We start from the raw sequence: 13,384 nt of genomic DNA, 5'->3' as shown, positions 1-13,384 counted from the left end.
CTTAGGCAATCATATTTGTTTCTTCTACTTCATCGCCATGAACTTGTGTGCCTAATCCGTTCTCAATAGCTTCTAATGCTTGGTCTAGAGAAGTAATAATTGCTCTTTCTCCACCGTTATTAACAAAATCTAATGCTGCTTGTACTTTTGGTCCCATACTCCCTGTTCCAAAATGGCCTTCGGCTTTATATTCTTCCATCTCTTCAACAGTTAGCGTACCTAAATTTTTCTGGTCTGGTGTTCCAAAGTTAATTGCTACATTAGGTACATCTGTTAGAATCATTAGAATATCCGCATCTACTTCTTAAGCTAGTTTACGAGTAGCTAAATCCTTATCAATTACAGCTTCAACTCCTGTTAACTGACCATTTTTATCTTCAGTTACTGGAATCCCTCCACCACCAGAAGCAATAATAACATTATCATTAGCAATTAATTCTTTAATTGCTTCTGTTTCTACAATCTTTTGTGGTACAGGTGACGGAACAACTTTTCTCCATCCTCGACCACTATCTTCTATCCAAACCTCATCTTTCTCGTCCATTGCTCGCTTAGCCTCAGCTTCGGAATAAAAAGGACCAACTGGCTTAGTAGGATTATCAAATGCTTCATCATCTTTTTCAACAACTACCTGAGTCACTGTAGTAAGCACATTCTTATTTATTCCCAATTTTCTAAAAACATTTCCTAAAGATTGCTGCATCATATATCCAATCTGCCCTTGCGTTTGTGCACCACAAATTTCTAAAGGCATCGGTGGCACTTCATCACTAGCTGCTTCGTTTTGAATTAAAAGACTTCCTACTTGCGGACCATTTCCATGACTTACTACTACTTCGTAACCATTCTCTATTAAGTTAGCTATCTGCTCACAAGCATTCCTAACATTAGTCAGTTGTTCTTGTGCAGTACCTTCCTGTCCAGCCTGTAATATCGCATTTCCTCCCAACGCTACTGCAATTCTCTTTGTCATCTTTATATCACCTTTCTAATTAATCAAATTTTATATATTTAAACTTTTAAGTGGGGTGGTATTAACTATTATTGATATAATCTTTAAGGTTAAGGTTTAGATTAAGGCAGAGGAAGACCATAATAAACCTTTATAATTTAAAAGTTTGAACTCCCTCAACCTTATCCTTAGCCTAAGCCTGAAAAACTACGTCTTTTATTAATAAAGATGTACTTTCAGACTGTAATTTTTTAGATAAATGTTTTATAATAGGCCAAGGAAGACATTTAATCAACCTTGACCTATTTAAGGCAAAAATTAAACTTAAACTTTAACTTTACATATCTTCAAAAGCTACTACACGACAGATACTAGATTCACCATCTACCATTCTCCATGGGAAACAACCAATAGTAGTTCTTTGGTTTAATAACTCATCAATTTCTCCACCTAAGTTTTCAACATGGATAATTCCGTGTGGGAATAGTTTAGTATGCATTAACTGACGACCTTCATCAGGGAAGATTTCAGTTAAAGGCTTTCCTAACTTCTCTTCACACTCTTCAGCTAGGTCAGGTCTTAACTTACGAATAACTGTGTTCATTGGGTGGTCAGCAGATCCACAATCAACACCTACCCATTTAATTTCTTTTTCTCTACACCATTCAGCAAATTCCATATTAGGTCCAGGGTGTTTACACATATAAGCTTCTTCATCAGCTTCTTCTTTATTGTAAGCATAGTGATGATATCCAGTATGGATAATTAAAATATCACCTTTCTTAACTTCTACTCTTTCTTCAATCATTTCTGAAGTATAGATTCCATACTCTCCTACAGCATCACTAACGTCAACTACTGCAGCTGGTCCAATTAAGTCTTCTAATGGAATACTAGCAATATCTCTCCCGCCAGTCCAGAAGTGACGTTCACCATCTAGGTGAGTACCAACGTGATTACTAGTTCTGATTATCTGTCCATTTACTCTTTCAGTAGACAATCGCTTGAAATACTTCATTTCTAATGGCTCATACGTTGGCCAAGGTGGTGTAGAAGTACTTAATGGTTGAGTTAAATCATAAAATTTCATTATAAATCGCCCCTTTTTAAATTTTAGTTTAGTTTTATATAGTTTTAATTAGGATAAGAATAAGAATCAAATTTACTTATCCTTATCCTATAGACTAACCAATCTTAATTAAACTGCTTCTATCTTAGGCTTGTCGCCATCTAAAAGTTCTTCAATAACTTCTTCAGTATGCTCACCTAACTTTGGAGCACGTGGTTTTGAATCCTCTTCTGGAACATTTGTCATCTTGATTGGATTCCCTGCGACTACCATATCATCTTCATAATCGTCTAAACCAACTAGCATATTTCTAGCTTCAATCTGTGGATAGTCAAATAAATCATCAATACTATTAATTGGACTAGTTGGTACCCCATGATTATCAATTATCTCTACCCATTCATCTACAGTCTTCTTAGCTAATTCTTCACCTAAGACTTCGTTTAATTCATCAATATTATCTGATCTGTCAGCATTAGTCTTAAAGCGAGAATCATCAATTAGGTCTTCTCTTTCAATAGCTTGACATAACTTAGCCCATAATGTATCATTTCCGGCTGCAATTACAAACCAACCGTCTTTAGCTTCAAAAGCCTGGAATGGAGTAATAGATGGATGCTTGGCACCTAGTGGTTTTGGTGCTTCGCCATCAACCATATAACGAGCAATGGCATTTTCTAAAATAGCAACCTGGCCATCTAACATCGAAACGTCTACTTTCTGCCCCTCACCAGTAATCGTTCTTTGATATAAAGCTGCTAAGATACCGCTTGCAGTAAACATACCTGCTACAATATCTCCGACAGACACACCTACTCTTACTGGTGGTCCATCAGGATAACCAGTAATACTCATTACCCCACTAGCAGCCTGAACAATCATATCATAAGCAGCTTTCTTAGAATCTGGACCGCTATGTCCAAACCCGGAAGTTGCTGCATAAATTATCTCTGGATTAATCTCTTTCAGTGTTTCATAGCCTAAACCTAACTTTTCCATAGTTCCTGGTCGAAAGTTTTCAGCTACTACATCGACTTTCTTAATTAATTCCTTAAAAGTCTGTATATCTTTTTCATCTTTTAAGTTCAGTTCAATACTCCGCTTTCCACTATTTAAGCTGGCAAAGTAAGCACTTTCTTCTCCATCTTCAAAAAATGGGCCAAAACTACGAGCATCATCACCTACTTCAGGACGTTCAACCTTAATTACATCTGCTCCTAGATTTGCTAGCATCATTGTACAGTAAGGGCCGGCTAAAACTCGAGTCATATCTAAAACCCTAACACCTTTTAAAGGCTTATCTTGAGTCATTTATTACACCTCCCATTGAAGTAAAAATATCTATTCAGATTAATTAACCTCTATACTTCTTAGCGAAAGCTCTTAGAGCATCTTCGAAACAGTTCTTTGGAGGGTCTACTAAACCAGCACCAACCTGTCCAACTCCTGGGTCTTTGTGAGCAATACCAGTATTAATTGCTGGTAAGATTCCCGTCTCTACTACTTTACGAACATCAATACCTGTAGCAGTTCCTCTAAAGCCCATACTTGGAATAGTAAATGTATTGTTCTCTTCAACACTGATTTCATACATTGACTTTGTAAAGTTAACTGCGTCTTCTGGTGTTCCACCTACGAAACCAACAATTGCTGGCGCAGCTGCCATCGCAAATCCACCAATTGCAGCAGTTTCAGAAATTGTACTATCACCAATATCTGGGTTAGCATCGTCAGTACTATAACCCGGGAAGAATAATCCGTCAATTACCTGAGCTTCTCCAGTAAACCACTCTTCATCTAACCCACTAACTCTAATTCCGAATTCAACTCCATTTCGAGCCATAGCAGTAATGATTGTGCTTCCTTCAATACCATGAGCAGCATCCATAGTCGCTTTACATGCTGGCATGGAGATATTTAAATAGAAGTGTTCGTTATCTGCCATAAAGTTAATAATATCCTTAATAGTGTTATTATCTGTATCAGTCTGTAGTAAATACGGAGTAATTTCTCTAATGAATAATGCACTACCAGCTTTATTACGGTTATGACACTCATCGCCCATGTGTAAAGCTTGGGAAGTCATATTTTTAATGTTAATACCGTCCTCTGTTAAAGCTAATGCTTCCTTAAGTGCTGGCGCTAATGTGTTCTCGATCCACTTTAACTTTTCAATTACTTTATCACTATAAGCTCCATATCTTAATACTTTTCCTAAACCTTCATTAATTGTACAGAATGCCTTATTCCCTTGGTCTCTATTCTCTACAACATAAACCGGCATTGAAGCAGAAACGATACCTGCCATTGGTCCAACAGCTTGGTGATGATGGCAAGGATCAAAAGTAATCTCACCTGATCCAGCTAATTCAACTGCTTCATCTTCATCTTCTGCTAATCCTTCATAAATAAGTGCTCCAATTACAGCACCTCGCATTGGTCCACACATGTCATCCCATTCTACCGGCGGCCCTGCATGAAGGATAGTCTTCTTAGTCATCCCTGGGATTACATCCTCTGCTGTTTCAATATCTACTAATACAGGTTCTGCATTTTGCATTCTTTCAACGGCTTTTGCATTTGCTTCTTTAATGCTAATACTCATTGTTAGTATAACCTCCTTGAAGTTTTTATCTTTGGTTTAAAATACTTTATTTTCAAGCTGAAATTCAGCAACTAACCGAATTTCAGCTTAATCACCTAATTAATCCATTAATGAATCTAATAACGATGCTAATTCAGCATCTCCTCCAGCTGGTGGTTCCCAGTCCATCTGAATTACATCTACACCTTCTTCTTTCAAGCTTTCAGCAAATGATTCTAAACCAATATTGATTACTTTTAACTTCTTACCAAAAAGCTCTAAAATCTTTTCCTCCATATCAGTCACCACCTTTCTTCAAGGATAGTAAACATTTTAATCTATATAAATTAATTAATTTCTTGAACAATTTTAGCTGCTAATCTAGCTGCTTGTGCGTTACTTGGCATTACAATTGCTCCAACTTCTTCTAACTTTGCAGTCTGCTCCGCTAAATCTTGTGGATCATTATCTGTTCCACATACTGATACAATTGTAGTTAAATGTCCGCCTCGTTCTTCCGCTTTAGCTTTTGCATCTTTAATAGATTCTGCTAATTCCCCAGCTGGGTCTTCATGAGAACCATAGCCTAATACAACATCTGCTAGAAGAATTGCCATTTCTTCATCTTCAGCTTCTACTTCTACTCTTTCTACACGAGTATAAGGTTCAATCATAGGGTGAGGTCTACCTTTTGTAAACTCATCTTCGCCTAAGTCAAGCGCTGTATTTTCTTGGCTCTTAGCATTATCTTCAAGTGCCCATTCTGGCTTTAATGGGATGTTAGAGTAAAGTGCATCTAACTCATCTGCTAGAATTAACATTGACTCATCACATAATGTTCCACCAGTATAAAGTCCTCTTAAGTACTTCTGGTCATCACTATACTTAGCAGTCTCTTCTTCTACAATCTTAGCAACTTCTTCTGGAATTGTAAAGTCTTTTGCTTCATAATCGTTACCTTCACTTAAGGCAACAGCTCTTAAGGCTGCTTCTTCTAAATTACTACTATAGATAGCTTTACTACCTTCAAATAAGTCTTCATTTCCACCTAAGAAGTTAACTACAACTGGCTTTTCAATCTTGTCAACTTCAGCTAATATCTTCTTAACTACCTCGTCAGCAGGTGGCTTAGAAACTAATACGATAACTTCTGTACTATCATCAGCAGCTAATGCTTTCAATCCTTTTAGCATTTCCATACCGCCAACTTCTGTAGATAAGTCTCTACCTCCAGTACCGATAACTTGAGAAACTCCTAAACCGCTTTTGTCAATAATTGTACTAACTTCTTGAGCTCCAGTTCCTGAAGCAGCTACTAAGCCAATATTCCCCTCACTAACTACATTAGAGAAAGCCAATGGTTTATTGTTAATTACTGCAGTACCACAATCAGGTCCCATCAATAATAGTCCTTTTTCAGCAGCTAATTCTTTTAACTCAATCTCTTCCTCCACTGGCACGTTATCACTAAATAACATAACATGTAAGCCTTTATTTAATGCCTTTTCCGCTTCTTTCTTAGCATAATCTCCTGGCACAGAAATAACTGCTAAGTTAGCACCTGGCATCGCATCTAAAGCAGAATCTAAAGTACGTGGACGATATTCATCATCTCCACCACCGCTAGCTTTAGCTTCTAATGCTTCTTCAACACCTGCTAATGCTTCTTCTGCTAGATCATCTGAATCAGCTTCAACAGCAATTACCATATCTTTTGGAGAAGCATTATCTGCCTCATCAGTTAAAAGTCCTACATTTTCTAATAACTCCTTATTATGAGGAGTAGCCATTACTACTACTGCTTCTGTTATACCTTCCATCCCTTTAATATCTTTAGAAATTGACATTAACGTTACAGAATCATAATAATTATTCTCATCAATTACAACCTTTTTAGCCATTTCATTTCCTCCTTCATTCTTTTCAAGATATTCTAACCTTAATTATCTTCTAATACCTTAGATAAAATATAACCTCCAGATAAGATTCCAGTTGCTATATCAGTCCCTGAAGTGCTACCTCGAGCTAAAAGCTGTAGTGTATAACAATAAACATCTCCAGCATCACCCAAGAATAATGCTTCAATAAGCTGTAAAATAACCTCTGGCGCTTCTGCATTAAGTATATGCTCTAGAGTAGTCTTACTAACTAAAGTAGTTTCTTCTTTGGCAGCAGTTAATATTTTCTCTCTTACTTCTAAATCTATATACTCAACCCCACTTGTAGTTTGCACCATTTGTAGGATAGTATAAAAACCTACTAAAAAGTCATCCCCAGCTGGTGTCAAGCCAGGTCCTAAACCTATTAACCTTTTAGAACTTTTTATCATCTTATCTTTATTATGAGTTAAAATAGCCTGCTGCAAATTAAGAATATTTGGATATGCCGCATCTGCAACACGACCAAAAGAAGACCTAAACCTTTCTCCATTTAACATTTGGACCAAAAAACGACTTATTTCCCCTACGCCTTCCATTTTGCCTTCTTCGACAACAATTTTCGCAAAGGTGCTAAAATTTTTTTCAAACTTATCTCGTCGTATAGCATCGATATTATTAAAGAGTTCACCATTCCAAACTTCAACTCTGTCTAAACCTATCCTTAACCCTGCTTCTTTAAAGAAAATCTCCTTTGGAGTCAGTTCTACTTCTTCACCAAGTTTAACATTAAAAGTTCTTAAGTCTAACCTATTGGAAGAAGCAATAATCAGATTATTAGGAGCATTTAAATTATTAGAAGTGGATATAGAAACCAACTTACCATTAGTCAATTTTAAATTAATAACTTTCTTAAAAACACTTTCTACCTTGGCTAAAGTAAGGTTTCCTTTTTTTAATTCTCTTTTAAACACTGAACCAATCTTTAACCCAGATAACCTCATTGCAAACTCCTTAATATTACTATATTTATTTTGTCTTGCTTTCAGTATATATATTCTACTTTTTATCAATAGTTGCCTTTGTAAATAATTGACGATAAGATGTTAATTGTATTGTGTTCATTTTATAAATGGATTCCTCGTTTACAATGCTTTCTTGTTTAACCGATTTTTGAATGTCAGCTTAATTATGCAGCAATTTTAGCTATAAAGAATAGCTGCAGACTTGTTCATAATTTCTCAAGTTCTTATTTTATAATCCACTCATTTAACTCTCTATATAATTAATTCTATTTTCAACAGGTAACTGCCTTTGTGATTTTATAACAATCATCATAGTCTTAATTGTGTACTTATTACAAGTTGTCTTTATTAAAGTCTAATAACTTCAAACCAACTTCTAAACTAAGACGTTGTTCATGGTTATTTAAGTCAATATCCATAATTTCTTGGATACGTTCAACTCGATATAGGACACTATTATAGTGTAGGAACAAATTGTCTGCCATCTTTTTGAGATTTCCGTTACAGATAAAGTATTGCTCAAGAGTCTTCACAAATTCTGTATTATGTTTCTTATCATACTGCATTAATGGTAGAATTGTATCTTGCAAAAAAGAATCTATTTCGCTCAAATCTAGATTATATAATAAACGATAGACACCTAAATCTTCAAAAAAGATAATATTATCGTCCTCTTGTTTAATGACATTAGCTACTTGCAAAGCACTATTAGCTTCTTCATAACTATCTTGAATCTTTTCTATACTTTCATAATAATTACTGATACCGACAATAATATCATGTTTAACTACTCTCTGGCTTATCTTTAATAATTTCTTTGCAAACTTTCTAATTCTATCCTTGATAGCTTCCTCAGACAACTCTTTTTCTAAAAGTGATTCAATTGGGTACATTAAAATAATATTTGAACCTCGATCACCTAAGATAACCTCCGGATAATTACTTTTTAAGTATAAATTTAATTCAGACAAAAGATTAGACTTTAATTCTTGGAACTTTTTTTGGTCATTATTAGAATTCTTCTGTCCATCAGTCAAATCGAACAAAAGCAAACTATAGGTTTTATCTAAATGCCAGCCAATCGAATGTGCCCTTTCAATAATAGTAGCCTCCGAATCGAACCGCCCTGAAATAATCTCATAAAGCAACTCATTATGATATTTCCTCTCTACTTCAAAGATAGCTTGTTGATTTATAATTTCTAAGGCCGCTACAGTTGAAGAACGCTCGATAGCCATTAAGTCAGCCCTTTTTAATTCTTCATTTAACTCCCAAACAAAGAGATGTCCTCTTAGCTTTCCGCCACCTACAATTGGAATCGACATCTGATAAATCTCTTTTTCATCAATCTCTACCTTAGTTCGTTTAAAACGTCCTACTATACTATCTTTCCTAATCAATTCTTCAGCTAAGTAATCACTAGCATGCTGGTCATCACCACTTCCAACAAATAGATCAACCTCTATTTCAGAAATATCCCCAGAAGCAAAAGCTAGAACTTTAAACCTAGGGTCAACAATAGCAACTGGATACTTAATCAAACGAGCTAAAGTATCTGCTATCTCCGATAGGCCTCCCCCGTCTAAAACTACCTCCATTAGATAATTATGCATATCTAATGACATCTTCAGGAAGTTTGCTTGTTCATTTAATATCTCACTTAAAACTGGTTCCATCAGTTCAGAAAAGGATACTTCATAAGGCAATTCTAATAAAGGAAACCCTAATTCATTAGCTTGTTCAATCATATTTTCGGGAATTTCTTCAATATATCGACCTGGTTTAATACCTAAGCCAGCTAAATTACTCTTTGCCAATCTAGGAATTAGATTATTTAATGCTTCTAAATCATCTTTCATTGAGTAAGTAGTGGTCAATAATAACTCACCCTCTTTGACCCAATCTAAAATATCAGGTACTTCCATCACATTAATATATTTAATATTCTTATCTAGACCTTTTTGGCCAGCTACCACCTTTACATTCTTTAATGGCTTCAGTTGCAAAGCTTCTCTAACTGTAATTCCAATATCTTTGGGCATCTTTATGCCTCCTCATGCTAAGAATTATTCTTAATCAGTAATTAATAAAACCTTATTATTAATATCGGCAAAAGTTCATCACAAATATACAGCCTATTTTTTTGTTATTAAACTACAAAATTTTATATTTTCTGCTTTAAAAATAATAATATGTAATAGTATCACTTCAAAATGTAGAGCCCCTTATCCACATATAAGCATGTAGATAAGGGGATAAGGAAGCTCAATCCTATTAAGTTGTATCTAATTAAATCTATTCTTATGCAATTCCTCTTTCCTCATCTGTACCAGGAATTACATTATCTAAGATTAAGGCAAGAATTGCAGTTACTCCCATACCTGTAGTTCCAATTGTATTAACAATTTCAGCTAACACTTGAGCATTTGGAAGTTCTAATGGATTATTACCAAAATAAACTGGAAGACTTAAGCCCATAAATAATGCAAAACCGACAATCATCTGATTTCTTTGTGATCCCATGTCAGCTTTCATTAAGTTACTAAGTCCTACAGCTGCAATTAAACCAAATAATGCACAATAAACTCCACCTACTACTGGTCCAGGAATAGTAGCTACTAAAGCTCCTGTTTTAGCAAATAATCCTAAAACTATCAATAGAACTGCTGCTACAGTTGTTACATATCTACTAGCTACTTTAGTCAGCCCTACTAAACCGATATTTTCTGTATAACTAGTATTAGCAAAAGCACCAACTAAACCAGCTAATAAGCAACCTATACCTTCTGAACCAATTCCTCGATTAATCTGCTTAGTAGTCGGTTCTGAAGCACCAGCTACATCTGCCATAGAGAAGTAATCACCAAAAGATTCAATAGCTGAAGCTAAATAAGCAGCTAAGATAGCGAAGAAGAATGATAACTTAAACTTTGGCATTCCCCAAGGGAAGATTAATGATCTTGGATCTCTAAACCAAGGCGCATTAGTTACTGGAGCAAAGTCTACATAACCTGGCATTCCTGGTTCTAAAATTCCAGTTAAAGTCATAAATAACGCCACAATATACCCTATAACTACCGCTATTAAAATTGGGAACAGACTAAGTTTCTTACTTTTTGACATTAAAGAGAAATAGAAGACTGCTAAAATAACTATAATAGAAATAATCCAATTCTGACCTGCTTGCGGGGCACCTGCCTCATATAATCCTAATCCAATTAACATAATAGTCGGTCCAATAACTACTGGCGTAATATACTTTCTCAAAACTCCCATTAAACCTGAAAATCCAATAAAAGCCTCAACTAATGCTCCTGAAATAACTGCACCACTAATATAAGCCATCGTTTCAGCTCCACCACCATCAACAGTAGCAATTATGGCAAAGAACGGGGCTAAGAAAGAGAAAGAAGTTCCCTGAATAATAGGCAAACGAGTTCCGAAGTTAACCTGTACTAAAGTTGCTAAGCCTGCTGCAATAAAACAAGCACTCACTAAAATAGCCATCTGAACCGGACCTAATCCTAATTTAGGACCTACTAATAAAGGCACGGCTACTGTTGCTCCAAACATAGTTAAAATTGCTTGAATACTTAAACCTAGTGTTTTACTAAAAGGTTTTGGGACATCATCTAAACCATAGATCATTCCATTGTCATTTGTTTCAATTTCTGTCTCTACGTTAGTCTCTGCTGACATTTTTATATAACCCCCCTGATTATTCTATGATTGACATTCTAGTAATAGCAATATGCTCCCTATCCTTAGCTTAACTACGCCTCCTTTCTCTTGAAGAGTTTAAAAGATCTTTACTTGTAAAATTTTCTGACATTTAAGTGTATAATTATATTCTTACTTAGACTGGCTGCTAACCAGTCTAAGTAAGCTTTACTAATCATAAATAAACACTTTAATTATCGTTCGCTTCTTTTTCTTTCAATGCTGCAAGAATTTTCTCTGGTGTGATCGGCATACTCTTCACTCTAACACCAATCGCATCATAAACAGCATTAGCAATAGCTGGGGCAGCTGGAATCATTGCTGGTTCAGCTACTCCTCGAGCTCCAAACGGACCATGTCCTAATGCATTCTCTACTATATTAGTTTCAATATTTGGTATATCCATAGCAGTTGGAATCTTGTAGTCAACAAAAGATTTGTTCAGAAGCTTACCTCCGTCATATACAAACTCTTCAAATAGAGCTGTACCAAATCCTTGGACTAATCCTCCTTCTAACTGTCCTTCTACTAACTCTGGGTTAATCGCCTTACCTACGTCAAAAGTAGTAACCATATTTAATACTTCTACTTGACCTGTTTCTGTGTCTACTTCAACTTCAGCAGCATGACAACCATAAGTCCAATGATTTACAGTTCTACCTTGACCATTTTCATCAAGATTACTTACGCCTTCTGGAATATATACACCACGACCGATAACTTGTCCACCACGACCACTACCGTCTTCATACATTATACCGATAGCATACTTACTAATTGGAGCTTGCTTATCAGTATTATCTGGGTCAGTAGTATCAAAGATAATGCCCTCTTCCATATCTAAGTCTTCCTCATCTACTCCTAAATCCTCAGATGCATAATCGAATAGTTGCTCTCTGGCATCTTCAGCAGCGTTAATGATAGCATTTCCTACTGAAAATGTAGTTCTACTACCTACTGTCTGCCATTCATAAGGAGTATAATCTGTATTTGGAGTAGAAACATTAATAGTATCTATAGAAACTCCTAATGCTTCTGCAGCCATCTGCGCTAAAGCAGTATAAGCTCCCTGTCCAATATCAGTAGCAGTGATTAATAGATTGATAGAACCATCTGCTAAAACCTGAATAAGTGCACTAGAAGCTGCATTCGGAGGAGTCGAAGGTCCTTTGTAACCTCCAGCAATTCCTTTTCCTCTAACTTTGGTAGGATTTGCTGTCTCCTCTTTTTCGTCTAACTCAATCTGTTCAGCAGCTAGTTCAAGAGTTTCACTATATCCTACATCTGATAATTCTTCACCGGTTACGTTCTTAGAACCATCTTTAAGAGCATTCTTTAATCTCATTTCTAACGGTGTTAATCCTAAATCTTCAGCGATATTCTCTATATGCTGCTCAATCCCCCAGTGAATTTCGCACATACCAAAACCACGATATGCACCTGTTACTGGACGGTTAGTATAAACACAGTATGAATCAGCCTTTACATTTGGAATTTCATACGGCCCAGCACAAGAATATCCTCCAGTCTTACTTACATTTACTGTATAATCGTTATATGCTCCACCATCCCAAATATACTCTATCTCTTGAGCAATAATATCTCCATCTTCTTTTACACCTGTTTTGAATCTAGCAATAATTCCTGGTCGTGCAGTTGCACATTCGAACTCTTCAGCACGAGTATAAGTGATCTTCACCGGACGACCTAATACCAATTTAGATAAAGCTACAGCAATCGGAGTCTCTGGATTTAAACCGGCCTTACCACCGAATCCACCACCGAACTGTTGTGCTAATAATCTCTGTCTGCCGCTTAAACTCCAGTTGATAGATGCAGATTTAATAGATGTAATAACAAATTCACCTTGTTCTGCATCTAAATAAGCTGAGATTGCTCCACTAATAGCCGCTATCTTTTTAGCAGTTATCTTTTTTGCTTCCTTTTGATTATTGACAGTTACTTCATTCGTCCTTTCTTTACTCTGACTTCTCATACTATTATTTTGTCGTTTATCAGGCTTTTCATGAAAAATTCTTTCAAGAAGTTTAATTATTAACGCTAACCCTCCTAATGAAACAACAACCGTTACCATCCCAATCACAGTAATTTGTAAGCCAAACCCTAAGTTTTCCATTGAATAATCTCCTCCCTAAG

General features: G+C 35.8%; 9 protein-coding genes and 1 pseudogene. All 10 read right to left on the bottom strand.

What is annotated here, in order from left to right; genetic code table 11:
- Position 1 precedes the first annotated feature (1 nt).
- Positions 2 to 973: pseudogene (gene arcC / locus BM077_RS11930) on the bottom strand (carbamate kinase).
- 316 nt (positions 974 to 1,289) lie between these two features.
- On the bottom strand, positions 1,290 to 2,042 hold the full coding sequence (locus tag BM077_RS11925; protein WP_089750649.1) for a cyclase family protein: 753 nt from the start codon (positions 2,040 to 2,042) through the stop codon (positions 1,290 to 1,292).
- Between the two features lie 108 nt (positions 2,043 to 2,150).
- Positions 2,151 to 3,332, bottom strand: a complete 1,182-nt coding sequence (locus BM077_RS11920) for a CaiB/BaiF CoA transferase family protein (protein WP_089750647.1) — start codon at positions 3,330 to 3,332, stop codon at positions 2,151 to 2,153.
- 43 nt (positions 3,333 to 3,375) lie between these two features.
- Positions 3,376 to 4,626, bottom strand: a complete 1,251-nt coding sequence (locus tag BM077_RS11915) for a YlbE family protein (RefSeq protein WP_089750646.1) — start codon at positions 4,624 to 4,626, stop codon at positions 3,376 to 3,378.
- Positions 4,627 to 4,725: 99 nt separating this feature from the next.
- Positions 4,726 to 4,902, bottom strand: coding sequence for a fdrA domain protein (locus BM077_RS13560; RefSeq protein ID WP_095206364.1), 177 nt, complete (start codon positions 4,900 to 4,902; stop codon positions 4,726 to 4,728).
- A 50-nt stretch (positions 4,903 to 4,952) separates the two neighbouring features.
- On the bottom strand, positions 4,953 to 6,506 hold the full coding sequence (gene fdrA, locus BM077_RS11910; RefSeq protein WP_089750643.1) for an acyl-CoA synthetase FdrA: 1,554 nt from the start codon (positions 6,504 to 6,506) through the stop codon (positions 4,953 to 4,955).
- A 38-nt stretch (positions 6,507 to 6,544) separates the two neighbouring features.
- Entirely contained in the window at positions 6,545 to 7,486 is a 942-nt protein-coding gene (locus BM077_RS11905; RefSeq protein ID WP_089750641.1) for an oxamate carbamoyltransferase subunit AllH family protein, read from the bottom strand.
- Positions 7,487 to 7,839: 353 nt separating this feature from the next.
- Positions 7,840 to 9,549 (bottom strand): PucR family transcriptional regulator ligand-binding domain-containing protein, encoded by a 1,710-nt coding sequence (locus BM077_RS11900; protein ID WP_090095272.1) that lies wholly within the window; start codon positions 9,547 to 9,549, stop codon positions 7,840 to 7,842.
- Positions 9,550 to 9,808: 259 nt separating this feature from the next.
- Positions 9,809 to 11,206 carry a uracil-xanthine permease family protein gene (locus tag BM077_RS11895; RefSeq protein ID WP_089750636.1) on the bottom strand — a complete coding sequence of 466 codons (1,398 nt, stop codon included), beginning with the start codon at positions 11,204 to 11,206 and terminating at the stop codon, positions 9,809 to 9,811.
- Between the two features lie 211 nt (positions 11,207 to 11,417).
- Entirely contained in the window at positions 11,418 to 13,364 is a 1,947-nt protein-coding gene (locus BM077_RS11890) for an OadG family transporter subunit (RefSeq protein WP_089750633.1), read from the bottom strand.
- Positions 13,365 to 13,384: the final 20 nt, after the last annotated feature.

Source organism: Candidatus Frackibacter sp. WG13 (assembly GCF_900114655.1).
Taxonomy (GTDB): Bacteria; Bacillota; Halanaerobiia; order Halobacteroidales; family Acetohalobiaceae; genus Frackibacter.
Note: the sequence above shows the minus strand (reverse complement) of the source record. Positions and strands in the feature narration are given on the sequence as shown.

Excerpts from the sequence above, each read along its gene's own strand:
- BM077_RS13560 (WP_095206364.1), bottom strand. The coding sequence starts at position 4,902 with ATGGAGGAAAAGATTTTAGAGCTTTTTGGTAAGAAGTTAAAAGTAATC.
- BM077_RS11905 (WP_089750641.1), bottom strand. The coding sequence starts at position 7,486 with ATGAGGTTATCTGGGTTAAAGATTGGTTCAGTGTTTAAAAGAGAATTA.
- BM077_RS11895 (WP_089750636.1), bottom strand. The coding sequence starts at position 11,206 with ATGTCAGCAGAGACTAACGTAGAGACAGAAATTGAAACAAATGACAAT.
- fdrA (WP_089750643.1), bottom strand. The coding sequence starts at position 6,506 with ATGGCTAAAAAGGTTGTAATTGATGAGAATAATTATTATGATTCTGTA.
- BM077_RS11890 (WP_089750633.1), bottom strand. The coding sequence starts at position 13,364 with ATGGAAAACTTAGGGTTTGGCTTACAAATTACTGTGATTGGGATGGTA.
- BM077_RS11925 (WP_089750649.1), bottom strand. The coding sequence starts at position 2,042 with ATGAAATTTTATGATTTAACTCAACCATTAAGTACTTCTACACCACCT.
- BM077_RS11920 (WP_089750647.1), bottom strand. The coding sequence starts at position 3,332 with ATGACTCAAGATAAGCCTTTAAAAGGTGTTAGGGTTTTAGATATGACT.
- BM077_RS11915 (WP_089750646.1), bottom strand. The coding sequence starts at position 4,626 with ATGAGTATTAGCATTAAAGAAGCAAATGCAAAAGCCGTTGAAAGAATG.
- BM077_RS11900 (WP_090095272.1), bottom strand. The coding sequence starts at position 9,549 with ATGCCCAAAGATATTGGAATTACAGTTAGAGAAGCTTTGCAACTGAAG.